Annotated in this window: 16 protein-coding genes; 9 read left to right on the top strand and 7 right to left on the bottom strand. The window is 62.3% G+C overall.

The window, feature by feature from the left end:
* Nucleotides 1–2: 2 nt before the first annotated feature.
* Entirely contained in the window at nt 3–920 is a 918-nt protein-coding gene (locus CIT25_RS23945; protein ID WP_095487111.1) for an ABC transporter permease, read from the bottom strand.
* Nucleotides 921–980: 60 nt separating this feature from the next.
* Here CIT25_RS23945 and CIT25_RS36460 point away from each other — a divergent pair, with 60 nt between their 5' ends.
* Both CIT25_RS36460 and CIT25_RS23940 read left to right on the top strand, forming a co-directional pair.
* Complete coding sequence (locus CIT25_RS36460) at nt 981–1,262, top strand: hypothetical protein (protein WP_128242987.1); 282 nt, start codon at nt 981–983, stop codon at nt 1,260–1,262.
* Nucleotides 1,231–2,643, top strand: coding sequence for an aminotransferase (locus CIT25_RS23940; RefSeq protein ID WP_095487659.1), 1,413 nt, complete (start codon nt 1,231–1,233; stop codon nt 2,641–2,643). Before CIT25_RS36460 ends, CIT25_RS23940 begins: the two co-directional genes overlap by 32 nt.
* Before the next feature lie 177 nt (nt 2,644–2,820).
* Here CIT25_RS23940 and CIT25_RS23935 read toward each other — a convergent pair whose 3' ends face one another.
* Nucleotides 2,821–4,023 (bottom strand): aromatic ring-hydroxylating oxygenase subunit alpha, encoded by a 1,203-nt coding sequence (locus CIT25_RS23935; RefSeq protein WP_095487109.1) that lies wholly within the window; start codon nt 4,021–4,023, stop codon nt 2,821–2,823.
* A gap of 434 nt (nt 4,024–4,457) precedes the next feature.
* Between CIT25_RS23935 and CIT25_RS23930 the strand changes: the two genes are divergently transcribed.
* The gene (locus CIT25_RS23930; protein ID WP_095487107.1) at nt 4,458–4,868 is read left to right on the top strand and encodes a hypothetical protein; all 411 of its coding nucleotides are present in this window, start codon (nt 4,458–4,460) and stop codon (nt 4,866–4,868) included.
* A gap of 134 nt (nt 4,869–5,002) precedes the next feature.
* Here CIT25_RS23930 and CIT25_RS23925 read toward each other — a convergent pair whose 3' ends face one another.
* Together CIT25_RS23925 and CIT25_RS23920 are read right to left on the bottom strand one after the other, a co-directional pair.
* A complete protein-coding gene (locus tag CIT25_RS23925; protein WP_167391089.1) occupies nt 5,003–7,090 on the bottom strand; it encodes a PAS domain S-box protein in 2,088 nt (695 codons plus the stop codon).
* Nucleotides 7,091–7,163: 73 nt separating this feature from the next.
* Nucleotides 7,164–7,943: a response regulator gene (locus CIT25_RS23920; protein WP_185928140.1), complete on the bottom strand. Its 780-nt coding sequence runs from the start codon at nt 7,941–7,943 to the stop codon at nt 7,164–7,166.
* Nucleotides 7,944–7,991: 48 nt separating this feature from the next.
* Between CIT25_RS23920 and CIT25_RS23915 the strand changes: the two genes are divergently transcribed.
* A complete protein-coding gene (locus tag CIT25_RS23915; protein ID WP_095487104.1) occupies nt 7,992–8,678 on the top strand; it encodes a response regulator transcription factor in 687 nt (228 codons plus the stop codon).
* 97 nt (nt 8,679–8,775) lie between these two features.
* Here the strand turns inward: CIT25_RS23915 and CIT25_RS23910 are convergent, their stop codons facing one another.
* Nucleotides 8,776–8,943: a hypothetical protein gene (locus CIT25_RS23910; RefSeq protein ID WP_095487102.1), complete on the bottom strand. Its 168-nt coding sequence runs from the start codon at nt 8,941–8,943 to the stop codon at nt 8,776–8,778.
* On the opposite strand from CIT25_RS23910, the gene CIT25_RS36935 reads away from it, so the two are divergent.
* Both CIT25_RS36935 and CIT25_RS23900 read left to right on the top strand, forming a co-directional pair.
* Nucleotides 8,936–9,436, top strand: coding sequence for a hypothetical protein (locus CIT25_RS36935; RefSeq protein WP_167391088.1), 501 nt, complete (start codon nt 8,936–8,938; stop codon nt 9,434–9,436). The two genes, CIT25_RS23910 and CIT25_RS36935, sit on opposite strands and share 8 nt — an antisense overlap.
* Nucleotides 9,437–9,678: 242 nt before the next feature.
* Entirely contained in the window at nt 9,679–10,152 is a 474-nt protein-coding gene (locus tag CIT25_RS23900) for a L,D-transpeptidase (protein ID WP_095487655.1), read from the top strand.
* Nucleotides 10,153–10,230: 78 nt separating this feature from the next.
* Here CIT25_RS23900 and CIT25_RS23895 read toward each other — a convergent pair whose 3' ends face one another.
* Both CIT25_RS23895 and CIT25_RS23890 read right to left on the bottom strand, forming a co-directional pair.
* Nucleotides 10,231–13,317, bottom strand: a complete 3,087-nt coding sequence (locus CIT25_RS23895) for an efflux RND transporter permease subunit (RefSeq protein ID WP_095487098.1) — start codon at nt 13,315–13,317, stop codon at nt 10,231–10,233.
* On the bottom strand, nt 13,317–14,576 hold the full coding sequence (locus CIT25_RS23890) for an efflux RND transporter periplasmic adaptor subunit (RefSeq protein ID WP_425351754.1): 1,260 nt from the start codon (nt 14,574–14,576) through the stop codon (nt 13,317–13,319). The genes CIT25_RS23895 and CIT25_RS23890 overlap by 1 nt, the downstream gene beginning before the upstream one ends.
* Before the next feature lie 151 nt (nt 14,577–14,727).
* On the opposite strand from CIT25_RS23890, the gene CIT25_RS23885 reads away from it, so the two are divergent.
* From CIT25_RS23885 to CIT25_RS23875, 3 genes are all read left to right on the top strand, one after another.
* The gene (locus tag CIT25_RS23885) at nt 14,728–15,264 is read left to right on the top strand and encodes a TetR/AcrR family transcriptional regulator (RefSeq protein ID WP_095487096.1); all 537 of its coding nucleotides are present in this window, start codon (nt 14,728–14,730) and stop codon (nt 15,262–15,264) included.
* A gap of 7 nt (nt 15,265–15,271) precedes the next feature.
* Nucleotides 15,272–16,084 carry a 3-hydroxybutyrate dehydrogenase gene (locus CIT25_RS23880; RefSeq protein WP_245329975.1) on the top strand — a complete coding sequence of 271 codons (813 nt, stop codon included), beginning with the start codon at nt 15,272–15,274 and terminating at the stop codon, nt 16,082–16,084.
* A 121-nt stretch (nt 16,085–16,205) separates the two neighbouring features.
* Complete coding sequence (locus CIT25_RS23875; protein WP_095487094.1) at nt 16,206–17,273, top strand: ABC transporter ATP-binding protein; 1,068 nt, start codon at nt 16,206–16,208, stop codon at nt 17,271–17,273.
* Nucleotides 17,274–17,278: the final 5 nt, after the last annotated feature.

Raw genomic sequence — 17,278 nt, 5'->3', positions numbered from 1 at the left:
CGTCATCGTGCTAGCCTCTGGGCGGCGCGGATGATCAGCACGGTGGCGCCGGCCATCAGCGTCACGATCAGCATGGTGGTGACCGAAAGCGCGGCGCCAAGCGGCCAGTTGGAGGCCTTGCCGAACTGCGCTTGGATGGCGTTGGCGATCATGACGCCGTCCTTGCCGCCGACAAGCTTCGGCGTGACATAGTCGCCGACGGTCGGGATCATGACGATCAGCGCCGCCGAGATGATGCCGGGCGTCGACAGCGGCAGCGTCACGCGCAGAAAGGAGCGAATGGGACCGTCGCCGAGATCCTTGGCCGCTTCGACCAGCGTGCGGTCGATTTTTTCCAGCGAGACGAAGATCGGCAGTATTGCGAAGGCCGCCCAGGCATGGGTCAGCGTGATGATGACGGCGCTCGAATTGTAAAGCAGCGCGGTCGACGGCTCATCGATGACGCCAAGACCCATCAGGCCGGAATTGAGCACGCCATTGTAGCCGAGGATGACCTTCCACGACATCACGCGCAGCAGATAGCTGGTCCAGAACGGTATCGTGATCAGGAACAGCCACAGGCTCTTGTGGCGGCCGCCATGGAACGAGATGAAGTAGGCGATCGGATAGGCGAGGACCACCGTGAAGAAGCTCACCATCAGCGAGATGTAGAGCGAGCGCCAGAGCAGGTCGCGATAGATCGGCTCGGTCAGCGCAACTCGGTAGTTTTCCAGCGTGAAGGTGCGATCGATGGTCAGGTAGTTCTGCGTCCAGAAGGAGTGCGCGACGACGACCAATATCGGCAGCACCAGAAGCACGAGCGCGTAGAGAAAGGTCGGGCTGATCAGGGCAAAGCCCTGGACGGGTTCGGACTGCAGAAGGGCGTTTCGCCTGGCCCGCGTCGTGCCAAACGTGGGCGATCCTTCTGCAGCCGCCGTCATTGCGGGCCCTCGGGCAGGGCCCTGGGCGTGATCTCGGTTGCTGGCGCGGATTGTCCTGCCATGCGGCGTCCCATTGCTAGCGCACCGGCTGTTTGTTCCCAATTTTGTACCCAGGGCGCCATCGCGGATCGCGCTCCGAGCTTGCCGGCTTTCTTTCATCATGCGCGCATCCGTGGATTGAAATCAAGCGCTATTTCTGCAATGTTGATTGAACGGACATTCAAAATTGTGCCAAGAAAGCCGGGTTTTCCGGTGCTTGGCGCCGAAATTCAGTCCGATGAAATTTGCGATGAAACGATGCGAGGCAACGATGGCGGCTGCAAGAGATTTGAGGGCGATTGAAACGGCTGGGCCTAGCGATGCCGTCGAGCTGGCCAAGCGCCACCTCGTCCAGCCCTGGCCGTTCGCCGGCTCGGTCGGCGCAGAGGCGCGCGCCCTGATCGGTGAGGGTGACGGCATCTACATCACCGACGGCACCGGCAAAAAGCTGATCGACGGGCCGGCCGGCATGTGGTGTGTCAATATCGGCCACCGCCGCGAGGAATTGGCGCGGGTGATGTACGATCAGGCGATGGCGCTGTCCTACAACACGCCGTGGTACACGATGAACGCGCCGTCGGCGGAACTCGCCATGCGCATCGCCGGCTATGCGCCCGGCGACCTCAGCCATGTCTTCTTCACCACCGGCGGCTCTTCGGCCGTTGAGACGGCGCTGCGCTTCATGCAGTTCTACAACAATGTCCGCGGCCGCCCGGAAAAGAAGCTGATCCTGAGCAGGGGCGGCGCCTATCATGGCTCGACCTATCTGTCGGCCTCGCTCAACGGGCGCCCGCGCGATCGCGACTGGATGGACGGCGCCGACGATCTGGTCGTCAAGCTGTCGTCGCCCGATCCGTTCCGCCGTCCGCGCGGCTTGAGTATTTCAGCCTTCACCGATGTCCTGGTCGACGAATTCCGCGATACTGTCGGCCGTGTTGGCGCCGACAGGATAGGCGCGTTCGTCGGCGAACCGGTGCAGGCGTCGGGCGGCGTCATCGTGCCGCCTGACGGGTATCTCAAGCGCATCCGCCAAATCTGCCGCGACAACGACATCCTCTATGTTTCCGACGAGGTGGTCACCGCCTTCGGCCGGCTTGGCCATGTCTTTGCTTCCGGCGATATGTTCGGCATCGATCCTGATATGATCACCTTTGCCAAGGGCGTCACGTCAGGCTATTTCCCGCTTGGCGGCGTCATCATCTCGGAACGGCTTCTCGAGCAGCTGCGCCGCTCAAACCATCCGGACGCCATGTTCGGCCATGGATTGACCTACACCAGCCATCCGGTCGGTTGCGCAGTGGCGCTGAAGAACCTCGATATCCTGGAAGAAAGCGTGCTGGCCCATACGCGCGAGGTCGCGCCCTACTTCCAGGCGCAACTGAAGACGCTGGAAGAGCTGCCGCTGGTCGGCGAGGTGCGCGGCCTGGGGCTGATGGCTTGCGTCGAATGCGTCGCCGATCGCGAAAGCAACGATCCGCTGCAGCTCGACAAGGATGTCGGCAAGCGGATCGATGCGCATTGCCATGAACTTGGCCTGCTGGTCCGGCCGCTAATCAACATGTGTGTGATGTCGCCGCCACTGATCATTACGCGAGAGCAGATCGATGACATGGTGTCGATCCTGCGCGAAGGCATTTCGCGCACGATGGACGATTTGCGGAAGGAAGGGGTGTGGCAAGGGTGACAGCCGATCTCCCCCCTTGAGGGGGAGATGTCGCCGAAGGCGACAGAGGGGGTCGGTTCGACCGGACGCGACCTACTGCGGTAGATGGAGGTTGGCGCTCTATGTGGGGCGACCCCCTCTGGCCTGCCGGCCATCTCCCCCGCAAGGGGGGAGATCGGCAGCTTCTCCGTCTCGCCTTTACATCTGCGACCGCAGCGCGTCGTTCAGCGCCCACATATCCTTTTCCTTCGGCGCCGTTTCCAGCCCGAGCACGGGGATTTGCTTGCGCAGATGGTCGTGGTGGGTGCGCACGCCATATTCGAGGTCGGAGAGATAGAAGCCGCCGAAGGCTTCCGACAGCATGGATTCATTGGACCACACGGAAAGCTGCACGTCCTCGTTCATGGTGTCCCGATCGATGCGGTAGGCGAGATAGCGTGCCGCTGCCTGCTCCCTGGTCTCGTCGGGGTAGCGGTAGATGGCGCCGCGCAGCAGCGTCTCGCCGGTCGATAGCGGAAACTCCTGATAGAACTGCACGGATTCCGGCATGATCGACAGCGCGTTGTTAGGGAAGATGCCGTAATAGATCCAGGCCTTGCGCAGGTGTTCCGGCAGACGCGTCGCCTCGGGCGCGATCTTGATGTATTGCCCGACGCTCCAGCGCCGTCCGGCATGCGGATTGTAAGTGGCGAAGGAACGCGACACGCCATTGATGAACGGCTCGTCGAAATAGGTCGCGCCGTAAAGGTCCTGCAATGCGGGATGCGCCATGGCAACGTGGTAGCCTTCATTGTCGACATCGCGCACCGACTTCCAGTTGACCGGGCTCTTCTGGGTCCAGATACCCCAGGACGGCACCATCTCGGCGACATTGTAATGGGCGATCTCGGTCTCGATCGGTTTCAGCAGCTCTGCCACCGACGGCTGCGGGCCGCCCTTGCGGAAGCGGATGAAGATGAGGCCCATCCAGATCTCGAGATCGAGCGGCATCAGGCCGAATTCGGTCTTGTCGAGATCCGGGAAAGAGCGCGGACGGGCGGCGCCCCGCAGCGTGCCGTCGAGATTATAGACCCAGCCATGAAAAGGGCAGACCAGAGCATTCTTACAGGTGCCCTGGCTGTCGGCGACGACGCGGCTGCCGCGATGGCGGCACATATTGTTGAAAGCGCGCACGACGCCGTCCTTACCGCGCACGATCAGCGCCCGCTCGCCGACTACGTCCATGGTCAGATAGTCGCCGGCGTTCGGCAGGTCGGAGACGTGACCGGCGATCTGCCAATGATTGCGGAAGACGTATTCTTTCTCGAGTTCGAGCAGGGCGTCAGAATGATAGCTCCAACCCGGCAGACCCCGCCGGTCCCATTCGTTGGGGATCGCCACGTCACGGAGGTGTGGGTTCATAAAAGACTCATCTTTTGTTGAATGCTCATTCAATAAAAGCATATTTTTCATTGAATTGCAATGGCTTGTCGGAATTGGTCCAGTTCTTGCCGCGAAATCTTCCGACGTTGTTTGTCGGAAGCCAAACGCTCAAGGCTTGAGAAATCTCGAAAATTCCGGGTGTTAGCCAAGGTTCGCATAGACGTCTTATCTCGGCTTGAGCCATGAGAGCCGCGTGGAAAACATGGCTCCCGAAGATGGAAAAAAACCGCCCAGGGCTCGCCTGTTTTCAGGGCAATTCCGATGTCCGCCGATGCTCGAACCGGTTTTGTCCAAGATGCCGAAAAACCGGTTTCTTGCCCGTTACATTGCCGGATGCGCGTCATCGTTGGCTTGTTACAAAGCGCGAGTACGTTCGTTTCAACAGAAAAAGAAAATCAACGAAGGGAACGGCGATGTATACGAAAATCCAGACTGCCTACAATGACCGCCGTGTGCAGGCGCCGGAGCGCAACGACCGCCGGCCAAAGCTGGCACTGCGCCAACGCGCCAACGACCATCCGATGGCGCTGTTCGCGGTGCTGGCTGCCGCCGCATTCGTCGGCATGGCGTTCGCGCCGACTGTTGGTCCAGCCTTCGCCTCACTCAATCCACCGGCAAACATCGTCGACGGCGCGCCGACCACGACCAAGACCGCGCGCCTGCCGATGCCGGAGATCGATTTTGTCTGCAAAGGGCAGGCCTGGGGCGCCGAGAGTGCGGACTGCCTGCGCGTCATCGCCGAGCAGTCCGGCATCCACAAGGCTCGCACGGTCCGCGTGATCGCCAATGCCGCGCCAGCCACCGATACGCCGAACGTTTTTTGATGCCCCCCGAGCGACCCTCCAGCGCTCCAGGCAGGCTCCCACCGCATCGTCGGTCGGGAGTCTTTTTTCTCCGGGCGCTAGCTCTTTGTTGAGAATCGCATTTTCCAAAAACCGGTTTCCACCGGTCCGAAGTTCTAGCTGCCCAAGGCGGCCTGCTCGGCAATGGCCGAGAGCACGCCGCGCACGTCCAGTGTGCTGAACGGCTTTTCCAGGATCTGCGGCCGCTGCGGCGCAGGCAACCCCTCGATTTCGGCTTTCGCACCGATCAGATCGCCGGTGACCAGCACGAAACGCCGCGCCAGATCAGGTTTTTCGGCGAGCAGCTCGCGATAGATGGCGATGCCGCTGATGCCGGGCATGCGCAGATCGGAAAAAACGATGTCCGGCGGCATATGGCCGTTCAAGGTCGCGGCGGCCGATGCCCAGGCCGGCACGATCCGCGACTTGATTCCCATCAACTCCAGAATGTCGGACAGCGACGCCGCGACATCCGGCTCGTCGTCGATGATCAGGGCATGACGCAATCCGCTCGAGCGCGCCGGGCTTTCGCCGGCGATGGCCGCGCCGGCGGAGATCGCCGGCAACTGGACGACGAAACGGGCGCCCCTCGGCAGAACTTCTTCGAACCAGACATTGCCATTGTGCCGTTCGATGATCGATTTCGAGATCGACAGGCCGATGCCGGTGCCGACGCCGACCGGCTTGGTGGTGAAGTAGGATTCGAAGATGCGGGAGCGTATCGCTTCCGGCACGCCCAGCCCGTTGTCCTCGACCGAAAATCCGGGATTGCCGTGGTCGCCGCGAAACGTACGGACCTTGATCAGCCGGTCGCCGGCGATGCCGGCCAAAGCATGCTGGCTGTTGATAAGGAAATTGGCCGCCACTTGCGTCACATGGTCGGCGTCGGCCATGGCCAGCAGCGGACCGCTGGCGAAATCGGTGTCGATGATGATGCCGCTCGACCTGGCGCCGTAGGCGGTCACTTCGAGTGCCGCGCGGACCACCTGGTTGAGGTCGGTCTCGGCCTGCGACGCGGGATGCAGGCGGACCATCGAGAGAAAGCTCTTGACGATACGGCCGCAGCGCTCGGCGGCGGCGCGCACCTTCTCGGCGCGCACCTTGGTCTGCGGGTCAGATGCGAATTCATGCAACAGCGTCGATTGGGCGACGACCACGGCAAGCGGGTTGTTGAGCTCGTGTGACACGCCGGCTAGCAGCGAGCCCATCGCCGCCATCTTCTCGTTCTGGTGCAGCTTTTCACGCTGGCGGCCGATCTCCTCCTCGGCACGCAATTTGTCGCGAAGGTCGCGGATCGAGCCGAAGATCAGGCGGCGGTCGGCGACCCGCATCTCGGTCGCTGTCAGTTCGATCGGAAAGACCTCGCCGGCCGCATTCTGGGTGACGGTCTCGATCCGCTGGCCGACCATCGGCGCGCCGCGGCCCGACATGTATTCGGCGCCCGACACATAGCCCTTGCGATAATATTCCGGAACGACGGTGTCGAGCAGGTCCTTGCCGAGGATGTCGCTGCGCTGGTAGCCGAACATCTTTTCGGCGGCTGGATTGAATTCGATGATAGAACCGGTCTCGTCGATGACGATGATGGCGTCGAGAGAAGCCTGCAGCATCGTGCGGCGGATGACTTCGCTGGCATGGGCATCGGAAAGTGATCGTTCGATGGCGTCGCCGATGGCCAGTGCCACGATATGCAGCGTCGCCTCTTCCTCGTCGCTCCATTCACGCTCGTTCACGCAGTCGTTGACCGCCAGCGTGCCCCACAGATGGCCATGCGCAAAGACCGACACCGACAGGAACGACTTGATGTGCTGCTTTTCGAAGTCGGTCCTCAGAAAGCCTTCGAGGTCGCGCGTGTGTCCGGCGAAGATCTTGCCTTGCCGCTCGTCCTCCGCCACCCGTTCCAGCAGTGGGTCCGAATTGACGACCGACTGCATGATGATCGTCGGCGACGCCAGCTCGCCGCCAAATCGGGGTTCGATCCAGTAGGCCGCGACCGACTGGGCAAATCCCTGGCCGGGCAGCTCGCGCAGCCGGAACAGGATGCCGCGCTGGCAATCCATGGCCCCGCAGAGCGTTTCAAGAATGCTGTCCATCTCGCGCTGCCAGTCGCCAGCTTCGCGAAGCCGGCGAACGACATGGACAGCGGCCATCGCCGCGCCCTGCCTGACGCCGTGCATATCGCTGGGTGCTGCTTCAACCGTCATGGTCAGCCATCACTTCAGAATCGTACCAAGCCAGAGTGACGCCGGGCTAGATGATACCAGGCGGTCGCTCCGCTCAGTTGCTTTCGCCGGTCGGCAGCGAGAAGATATAGCCTTCGCCGCGCACCGTGCGCAGGAATTTCGGATTGGCCGGGTCCGCCTCGATCTTCTTTCTCAGCCGCATGATGCGGATGTCGACCGCGCGCGACGATTCAGGATCTTCCACGAAGCCGATCGCCTCGGAGATCGCCGCACGCGTCAACAATCGGTTGGCGCGTGTCAGGAAGACCTCCAGCACGTCGAACTCGCTCTTGGCCATGTCGATGACCGTCCCATTGGTGCCGGTGACAAACCTGCCGTCGAGATCGGCATGGAAGGGGCCAAAGCTCATGTAACGGCGATTGGCTGTTGCTTCGGCCTTGGCGCTCTGCGGCTCGGTCGGCTGCGGAACGCGGCGCAGCACGCTGCGGACCCTCGCCAGCACCTCGCGCAATTCATAAGGCTTGACGATGTAGTCGTCGGCCCCAAGTTCCAGCCCGACGATGCGGTCGAGCGCGGTGCCGGCGGCGGTGGCATAGATGATGCCGATCGGCATTTTCGAGCGCAGCCAGCGGCCGAGTGACAGGCCGTCTTCGCCTGGCATGGCGATGTCGAGGATGGCCAGGTGAAACGACTGCGTTTCCAGCAAGGTTCGCGCGGCGCTGGCACTCTCGGCCGTGGCGACATCATAGCCGCTGGCGCCGAGATACTCGGCGACCGCGTCCCTCAGATCGGGCTCGTCCTCGACGATGACAATTCGTGCCCGCACTATGCTCTCGCTCCCGCTTTCAGTGGAAAGTAGATTGGGTATAAACATCATGTCCAGCGCTCATCTTGGGTTGCCGGTTGCAGGGTGGGGAAAAAAATGGCTGCACGATCCATTATCGCGCTTGTTTCCGTCGCCGAAGTGGTCGCGACCAATCTCGCTGACCATCTTGAACGGCGCGGTCATGACGTGCGCGCGGTGCGGCAGCCGTGGGAGGCCGAATCCCTGCTTTCCGGAAAGGGCATCGATGTCGTCGTCGTCGGCGACAGCCTCAGCCAGGCGGAAGGGCGTGATCTGCTCAGGCGCCATGGCGGCGAGGGCGGGCCGGATTTCATCCTGATCTGCCGGCCGGCCGATCTCGTCGATAAGGTGCTGGCGCTCGAACTCGGTGCCGCCGATGTCGTCGAAAGCCCGCTCAACGTCAGGGAACTCGCCGCCCGTATCGGCGGCTTGCTGGCACGGCGCGGCAGGAACGCCGGGGAATTGGTCGTGCTGGAGAACGCGACGGTCGACCTCCGGTCGGCCATGGTCATGCATCGCTCCGGCACTGAAGAACAATTGTCGCCGGGTCAGGTGGCGCTGCTCAGACTGTTTCTGGCCAGCCCGCGCAAGGTTTTGACGCGCGACGACATCATTGCCGCCGCGCCCGCCGAAAATGCCGATGCCTTCGATCGCTCGATCGATTCGCGCATCGTGCGGCTGCGCCGCAAGCTCGACACCGAAACCATCACCACCATAAGGGGGGCGGGTTACCGGTTCGATCCGCCGACGCAGTTCGCCGACTGACGGCTGGCCCACCTCGCAAAGGATACTGTAGCACTTCAATTTTGCGCATGATCCCCAGCGACAATCGTCTCCGATTTCGGGGGCATGCGCTTGCAACTCAGCGCACCACGAGGAGCGACGGCCCTGACGGCCTTTCGTAGGCCGTGCCGAGTTCGCTGGCATAGGCCCGATCTTTCAGGAGCACGGTGGCGAGGCCGGCAAAGCCGAGCAGGCCCTGCGCGTAGAGCAGTGCGGAAAGCACCGAAGCAGCAAATTTCGTGTTCATCGTCTTTGTTCCCCAAATTCGGTTTCAGGTTCGCTTCAGGGAAACCCCCGAAGCGCCCGCGCCGCCAGCGGAGCCCCCCGTCGCGGCGCGGGCCTTCGGTCCTCTCGGCTGCAAGTTGCCGGAGGGGCCGCGCATCTTCTTCAGCCCAAAACCGACCCGCCAGAGGGCCTTGAGCCGGTTAATGCGCAGGCTGGACACAATCCAGACCGTGGCGAAAAACAGTGCGGCATGTAGCGTCGAAACTTCGCTTGAAGTCATCCCCGCAAGCTTCGTCGTCGGGCCGCCAGCGAAGGTGCCGACGCCGCCAAGGACCGCTGCGGCTATGCTTATCCTGAAAAGCCAGGACATCGCGTTCGATTGCAGGTTCATCTTCGTTTGTGCCGGCTGTTTTCGTTGGGTCAACTCTGCGGGTCGCCTGTATCCAGATCATGCCGCTAGCGCGCGCGCTTTGTTGCAAATTGGTTTCGATGCAAGTCAAATTTCTTTCATATGAGGCAATATTACTTTCGTTTAGCAATGACTGCGCCTTCTGCCGGCCCGGATCCGGTCAGACGAGGGCGTCATGTCCTCCGGTTCCGCCTTCCGGATGTCCCACGGATAGGCTTCCGGTCGTTAACCAGAGGAAACAGATTCGAAACAGAAATGCCTGCCATACGAAATCAATTCGAAACATCGCACGACGATAAGCCGGTCATCGAATTGGAGCCGGCCATGTCCGGCAGACAGGGGGATCTCATGTACACTGCCATTTCTGCCAAGCTCATCAACGTCGCTGCCGCCGCCCTGACGGGTGCAGCTCTTCTGTTCGGCGCCGGTAATGGCGTCGCCCATGCCGCCAATCGGGCCGCCAATCAGATCGTGGCGCGGATTTCGATTTCGCAACAGACGATGGAAGTCCTGGTCGACGGGCGGCCGACCTTCGCGTGGAAGGTCTCGACCGGCGCCAAGGGGCATGTCACCCCGACCGGCTCGTTCAAGCCGACCCGCATGCACCAAATGTGGTATTCGAGGAAATACGACAACGCGCCGATGCCGCATTCGGTCTTCTTCAAGGGTGGCTACGCCGTCCATGCGACTAATTTCGTCAAGCGCCTGGGACAGCCGGCCTCGCATGGCTGCGTGCGGCTGCATCCGGCCAACGCCGCCGATTTCTACCAGCTTGTCGAGATTTTTGGCCCGGCCAATACCCGGATCGTCATCGTCAAATAGCTAGCCGAGACGATCGGCCTGACGAGTATGACTGACTGCCCAAGAAAAAGGCCGGAAGTTCCGGCCTTTTTTCGTCATTCAATCAATCGGCACCGGCATCAGCTTCGGGTCCGGCTTCTCGGCATGATGCGGCAGGTCCTTGCTGGCGATGAAGGTGTAGAACATCGGCACCACGAACAGGGTGAACATGGTTCCCACCAGAATGCCGGTGAAGATCACCAGGCCCATCGAGTAGCGTGCCGCAGCACCCGCGCCGCTGGAGATGATCAGCGGCACCACGCCGAGCGCCATCGCCGCCGTCGTCATCAGGATCGGCCGCAGCCGCACCTTGGCCGAGGCGATGATGGCATCGCGGCGCCGCATCCCGTGGTGCTCGCGCTGCTGGTTGGCGAACTCGACCAGAAGAATGCCGTGCTTGGTGATCAGGCCGATCAGCGTGATCAGGCCGACCTGCGTATAGATGTTGAGCGTTCCCAGCCCCAGATTGAGCGGCACGATCGCGCCGAAGATCGACAGCGGCACCGACATCATGATGATCAACGGATCGCGGAAGCTTTCGAACTGCGCCGCCAGCACCAGATAGATGACGAGAACGGCTGCCGCGAAGGCGATGATGATCGTGTAGCCCTGTTCCTTCTCCTGCCGCGACTGGCCGGTATAGTCGATGAAGAACGTGTCGGGCAGGCTTTCCCTCGCGATATCCTCGATGGTCTTCAGCCCATCGCCGGTGGTGACGGTGGGCAATGGCAGAGCGGAAATCGTGGCGGAGTTCAACTGGTTGAACTGCTCGATCACGGCCGGCGAGGCATTGGTCGAGATCTTCACCACTGCCGAGAGCGGCACCATCTCGCCCGACGCGCTGCGCACGAAATACTCGGCCAGCTTTTCAGGGTTGTCGCGGAATTTCTGCGGCACTTGCGGGATGATGTCGTAGCTGTTGGATTCGCGGTCGAATTGCGCCACTTCGGCGCCACCGACCAAGAGGGTCAGCGTCCGACCGATGTCGGCGATCGGCAGGTTGAGCGCCGCGGCGCGGTCGCGGTCGATCGTCACCGTCACTTGCGGCGCGTCGAAGGTCATCGAATTCTGCACGACCATGAAGCGGCCGGAGGCCTGCGCCTTGTTCTTGATGTCCTCGGCCGCCTCGTAGACCTGGGAGGCCTCGCCGGTCGAGCGCACCACCATCGTGATCGGCAGGCCGCCGCCGGAGCCTGGGAGCGTCGGCGGTGCGAAGACGAAAGCTTCGACGCCCGCCACCTTGCTTAGGCGACCCGTGATGTCTTCCTGGAGTTCCTTCGAGCTGCGCGTACGCTCGGCCCAATCCTTGAACGCAAAGCCGACGAAAGCGGTGTTCGTCTGGCCGCCGCCGAAGGCGACCGCCGAGAACCGTGCCCGCGTCTCAGGCAGGTCATCGACCAGGCCGAGTATCTGATTGACGTAGCTCTCGGTATAGTCCGATGTCGCGTAGCGCGGCGCGGTCACCAGGGAAAGCAGGAAGCCCTGGTCTTCTTCCGGCGCCAGTTCGCTCGCGGTCCTGGTGAACATGAAGCCGGTCGTGGCGACCAGTGCGATGACGATCATCAGCGTCACCGGGCGATATTTCAGCGAGCCGCTGACCAGCCGCTCGTAGAGGTTTTCGACGCGCCCGAACGTGTTGTCGACAATGCGCTGGAAGCGGCTGTGCGAGCCGGCCCTCAGGATGCGTGCCGACATCATCGGTGTGATGGTGAGGGCGACGACACCCGAAAGCACCACCGAGCCGGCAAGCGTCACCGCGAATTCGCGAAACAGTGCGCCGGTCAGGCCGCCGGTGAAGGCCAGCGGCGCGAACACGGCGGCCAGCGTTATCGTCATGGCGACGACGGCGGAGGAGATCTCCCGCATGCCGTTGAAGGCCGCCTGCATCGGCGACATGTTGTCTTCTTCCATGTGGCGGTGAATGTTTTCCACCACCACGATGGCATCGTCGACGACGAGGCCGATCGCCAGCACCATAGCCAGCAACGACAAAAGGTTGATCGAATAGCCCAACGAAAACAGCAGGAAGCAGACGCCGATCAGCGACAGTGGAATGGTCACGATAGGCATCAACACCGAGCGGAATGAGCCGAGGAAGAGCAGGATGACGACGATGACGATGATGACCGCCTCGCCGATGGTCTTGAACACCTCCTCGATCGAAGCGCTGATCTGCTCGGTCGAATCGTAGACGATCTCGATCGTCATGCCGAGCGGCAGCGTCTCCTGGATGGTCGGCACAATTTCGTGGATCGCCTCCGCTGTCGTCAGCGGATTGGCGGCCGGCGTCGGGAAGATGGCGAGGAAGATGCCGGGCTTGCCGTTGAAGCTGACCCTGGTGTCGGTGTTCGCCGCGGCGAGCTCGACGCGCGCGACGTCACGCAGCCTCACCACATTGCCGTTGTTGGAGCGGAGCGGAAGGGCGGCGAAAGCCTCCGGCGTCTGCAGCGTCGAGCGGACGGTGATCGAGGAAGCCACATACTCGTTTTCGGTATTGCCGGGCGCGGAGAGGAAATTCGATTCGTTGATGGCGGTCAGCACTTCCGCCGCCGTCACGCCGCGCGCCGCCAGTTTGATCGGGTCGATCCAGACGCGCATCGAATATTCGGCGGCGCCGAAGATCTGCACGTCGGCAACGCCCTCGACCGTCGACATGCGCGGCCGCACGACTCGCTCGATATATTCGGTGAGCTGTTCCGGCGTCATGTTCGGATTTTGCATCGAGATATACATCATCGCGAACTGCTCGCCGGTGCCCTTGACGATCACCGGGTCTTCGGCCTCGTCCGGCAGCTCGCCGCGCACGCCTTGTACCTTCGACAAGACTTCGTTCAGCGCGATGTCGGGGTTGGAGCCGAGTTTCATCTGCACCGTCACGGTGCTGGAGGACGGCCGGCTCGCCGACGTGACATAATCGATGTTTTCGGTTGAAGCGACGGCACGGGCGATCGGCGCGGAAATGAACCCTTGGATCAAGTCGGCGCTGGCGCCGGGATAGGCCGTGGTGATGGTGATGGCCGTTTCTTCAACTTCCGGATACTGCCGGATCGAAAGGTTGAAGATGCCCTGGAAACCCAGAAGCAGGATCATCAGGGCGAGCACGGTCGAAAGGACCGGACGGCGGATGAAGAGGTCGGAAAAGCTCATTACTGGGTTGCCTGCTGGTTTGCCGGCTTGGTCGGGTCGATCGTGTTGTCGACGGCAACGGACATGCCGTTGGAGAGCCGGTTCTGGCCGGCGGTAACGACTTCGTCGCCGGGCTGGATGCCTTCCAGGATCTCAACTAGGCCGGCGTTGCGGCGGCCGGGCTTAACGAACACCTGGGCAAGCATGAGCTGCGGCTTCTGTTCTTCCGCTTTCGGTTCGGCCGGGGTAGCAGCCGGTTTTTCCTCCGGTTTTGCCGCGGGTGCTTCGGCCGCGGGCTTCGCGGTGTCCGTGGCGGGCTTTTCTTCCGGCTTCGCAGCAGCAGGGGCCGCGCCACTGGCTGCGGCCGGCTTCGCCGGACGCACCACAAAGACAAAGTCACCGTACAGGCTGGACGTCAGCGCGGTCTGCGGCACCGTCAGCACGTTGTTTTCCTCGGGCAATTCGACGCGCACCTGCACGAACTGGCCAGGGGTCAGCTTGCCTTCGGGGTTAGCGACCTCGGCCCTGACCGTCACCAGCCGGCTGGTCGGGTCGATCTTCGGGTCGATACCGCGGATGGTGCCGGCGAACGGCAGCTCGCCGTCGCCAATGCCCAGCCGCAGCTTCTGGTCGATCTTCAGTAGCGGGAGCTGCTGTTCGGGAATCGAGAAATCGGCCCGCATCGTCTCCAGGTCCTGCAGTGTCACTACGGAAGTGCCGGGTGAGAGATACTGGCCGAGATCGATCCTGGGAATACCGACCGTGCCGCCGAAGGGCGCTGTCAGCAGCTTCTGATCGAGCACCGCCTGCAGCCTGTTGACCTGCGAAGCGGAAGCCGATGCAGTTGCCCGCGCCGTGTCGAGCGTCGATTCCGAGCCGACACCGCGTTTCTGCAATTCAAGGGCGCGTGTCAACGCCGTCTGGTCGAGCGCTGCTTGCGCCTTCGTCGCATCGAGATCGGCGCGCTCGGCGGCATCGTCGAGCTGAAGGAGAACCGCGTTGGCTTCAACCTTCTGATTGGCGTGAAATAGGATGTCCTTGACGATGCCGGCGGTTTCGACGGTCAGGTCGACGCCGCGTACCGCGCTTACCGTGCCGATCGCTTCGACGCCCGGCGTCCAGCTGGTCGGCTTGACGATTGTCGTCGACACCGTCGCGGCCGGCGGCTTCATCGTGGCGAAGAATTGCTGGATCGCATTGTCGCGGAACAAATTGAAGCCGACGATGCCGCCGCACACCAGCACGAGCAGAATGAAGGCGATGATGAAGCGCTTGATCACGAACAGTCCCCTTGGCCATGGCCCGGCATAACGGTCGGATGACCGAAACACATACCTGTGACTGGTCCCGATTTCAAATGACGGCGATCTTACTGTACCGTCTGGACGGTCTTGTCAATTCCGCATAGGCTAATGTATGGGGAGGCGATTGATGAAAGCCCGCAGAGCAAATTCGCGTGAGAAGATTCTCGCCGCCGCCGCCGATGTGGCACGCGAGACAGGGCCCGGCAGCCTGTCGCTGGACGCCGTCGCCAGCCGTGCCGGCGTGTCGAAAGGCGGCTTGCTGTACAATTTCCCGACCAAGGCGAAACTGATGCAGGCGCTGGTGGAGGATTACCTGCGCGCCTTCGAGCAGGCGCTGGAGTCCGCCCGCACGGCCGGCGTCATCGGCGAAAGCCCGCTTGCGACTTACATCAAGCTTTCAGCCGAACATGCCGAGGAGTCGAAACCGTCGGCTTCCTGGATATTTTCGGCGATCGCCGAGGATCCCGATTTCCTGACACCGATAAAATCGTTCAGGCGGCAGGTTTTCGAGCGGCTCAAGGGAGAGACGCCGGACCTCAAGGCGCTGCTGGTCTGCTATCTCGCCATCGAAGGGCTTCGCAGCATGAACCTCTTCGATTCGGACGTCCTTTCACGGGACGAACGTCGATTGCTGGTATCGTCCTTGCTGGAGATTGCGGGATAGATCGAGGATGCCATCAGAGCCGTCCGGCCAGCGGTTTCTCGTCCGATGCGGTCCAGCGCAGCCTTTCCATACTATCCAAAACCGGTGCGCACACTCGGGTCAGGTCGATAGCAGCGCTTTTGAGCGCGCCAACGTCACCATCAACGGCCTGGGCGAAGCAGCTGCCATCGAGCGCGCCGGCATCGAAGCGGATTTCGGCGTCAAATGCCGTTACTCCGGCGCCAACATGATGGATGGGGCAGCGGTGAGCGCCATGGTGCGCGAGGCCGAAGAGACCTTCGGCAGTCTCGACATCCTGGTCAACAATGCCGGCATCCAGCATGTCGCGCCGATCGAGGAATTCCCGGACGACAAATGGGAAGCCATCATCCGCATCAATTTGCTCGCCGCCTTCTATGCAATCAAGGCGGTGCTGCCCGGTATGAAGGCGCGCAAATGGGGCCGCATCATCAACACTGCGTCGGCGCACGCGCTGGTCGCCTCGCCGTTCAAGTCCGCCTATGTGTCGGCCAAGCACGGCATAGCGGGCCTGACCAAGACAGTGGCACTGGAGGCGGCACTTGACGGCGTCACCGTCAATGCGATCGCGCCCGGCTACGTCTGGACGCCGCTGGTCGAAAAGCAGATTCCCGACACAATGAAGGCGCGCGGCATGACCGAGGAAGAGGTTAAGCGCGACGTGCTCCTCGCCGTCCAGCCGACCAAGGAGTTCGTCACCGTGGACGAGCTTTCCGCACTGGCGTTGTTCCTATGCTCGGATGCGGCAAAGCAGATCACCGGCACAACCTTGCCGATTGATGGCGGCCGGACGGCGCAGTAAGCACCGGCGCCATTGCCGCAGCCATCATTGTCACGGCCGGATTTCCAACGTATGCCGACGCCATGCCGCACCGGTTGCGTGAACAATCGGCGGGACACAATGATATGCCGATTGGTGAAGCATGAGCGAAATCAAGGTGGAGCGTCTCACCAAGCGGTTCAACGAAACCGCAGCGCTTGACGCCGTTTCGCTGGACTTCGCGGCGGGCTCGTTCACCGCGCTGCTCGGCCCCTCCGGGTGCGGCAAGACCACGATGCTGAGACTGATCGCCGGCTTCGAGGCGCCCAGCCAAGGCCGCGTGCTGTTTGGCGACGAATTGATGGCCGATCCGCAGCGGCAGGTGCCGCCGGAAGCGCGCGGCGTTGGTGTCGTCTTCCAGTCCTATGCGCTTTGGCCGCATATGGATGTCGCCGAAAACGTCGCCTATCCGCTGAAAGCCCGGCACGTCAAACGGGGCGAGATCGCTGGCCGTGTCGGCGCGGTTCTCGATATCGTGGGACTCAATGGGTTTGAAAGCCGCCGCATCGAGGAACTGTCCGGCGGCCAGCGCCAGCGCGTGGCGCTGGCGCGCTGCCTCGTTGCCGACGCCAAAATTATCTTGTTCGACGAACCGCTCGCCAATCTCGATATGCATTTGCGCTCGTCGATGGTCGACGCCTTTCGCGACATCCATCGCCGCACCGGCGCCACCATCGTCTATGTCACCCACGACCAGGCCGAGGCCCTGGCGCTGGCCGACCGCGTTGCCATTATGAGCCGAGGCAAGGTGCTGCAGGCGGCGGCGCCGCAGGAGGTCTATCGCGCCCCGGCCAATGCCACGGTTGCCGGCATCGTTGGGCGCGGTTCCATCGTTGGGGGGACAGTCATCGATCATGCCGAAGAAACCGCGACGGTCGACATAGCCGGGCATCGCCTCGTGGCGCGAAGTGCCGGGACATCGGCAGGGCCGGTGAAAATCCTGCTGCGACCGGAAGCGCTGCGGATTTCACCTGAGGGCATGCCGGCGACGGTGCTCGACAGCGTCTATCGCGGTCCGGTGCATGAGGTGCGGCTGGCCTTGCCGATGCCAGGGCGAGGGCCAGGACCAGGACCAGGACAGGAATTGCTGATCGACAGCACCGAGGCAGTGGCAGTCGGCCAGAGCGTGAATGTCGCCGTCTCGGACGCCTGGATTATTCCAGGCGCCTAACGCTG

Origin of the sequence: Mesorhizobium mediterraneum (assembly GCF_002284565.1) — a bacterium.
In the GTDB taxonomy this organism is placed as follows: Bacteria; Pseudomonadota; Alphaproteobacteria; order Rhizobiales; family Rhizobiaceae; genus Mesorhizobium; species Mesorhizobium mediterraneum.
Note: the sequence above shows the minus strand (reverse complement) of the source record. Positions and strands in the feature narration are given on the sequence as shown.

Coding starts and splice junctions, on each gene's coding strand:
- CIT25_RS23945 (WP_095487111.1), bottom strand. CDS start 920: ATGACGGCGGCTGCAGAAGGATCGCCCACGTTTGGCACGACGCGGGCC.
- CIT25_RS36460 (WP_128242987.1), top strand. CDS start 981: ATGCGGCGTCCCATTGCTAGCGCACCGGCTGTTTGTTCCCAATTTTGT.
- CIT25_RS23940 (WP_095487659.1), top strand. CDS start 1,231: ATGGCGGCTGCAAGAGATTTGAGGGCGATTGAAACGGCTGGGCCTAGC.
- CIT25_RS23935 (WP_095487109.1), bottom strand. CDS start 4,023: ATGAACCCACACCTCCGTGACGTGGCGATCCCCAACGAATGGGACCGG.
- CIT25_RS23930 (WP_095487107.1), top strand. CDS start 4,458: ATGTATACGAAAATCCAGACTGCCTACAATGACCGCCGTGTGCAGGCG.
- CIT25_RS23925 (WP_167391089.1), bottom strand. CDS start 7,090: ATGACGGTTGAAGCAGCACCCAGCGATATGCACGGCGTCAGGCAGGGC.
- CIT25_RS23920 (WP_185928140.1), bottom strand. CDS start 7,943: ATGTTTATACCCAATCTACTTTCCACTGAAAGCGGGAGCGAGAGCATA.
- CIT25_RS23915 (WP_095487104.1), top strand. CDS start 7,992: ATGGCTGCACGATCCATTATCGCGCTTGTTTCCGTCGCCGAAGTGGTC.
- CIT25_RS23910 (WP_095487102.1), bottom strand. CDS start 8,943: ATGAACACGAAATTTGCTGCTTCGGTGCTTTCCGCACTGCTCTACGCG.
- CIT25_RS23900 (WP_095487655.1), top strand. CDS start 9,679: ATGTACACTGCCATTTCTGCCAAGCTCATCAACGTCGCTGCCGCCGCC.
- CIT25_RS23895 (WP_095487098.1), bottom strand. CDS start 13,317: ATGAGCTTTTCCGACCTCTTCATCCGCCGTCCGGTCCTTTCGACCGTG.
- CIT25_RS23885 (WP_095487096.1), top strand. CDS start 14,728: ATGAAAGCCCGCAGAGCAAATTCGCGTGAGAAGATTCTCGCCGCCGCC.
- CIT25_RS23880 (WP_245329975.1), top strand. CDS start 15,272: ATGCCATCAGAGCCGTCCGGCCAGCGGTTTCTCGTCCGATGCGGTCCA.
- CIT25_RS23875 (WP_095487094.1), top strand. CDS start 16,206: ATGAGCGAAATCAAGGTGGAGCGTCTCACCAAGCGGTTCAACGAAACC.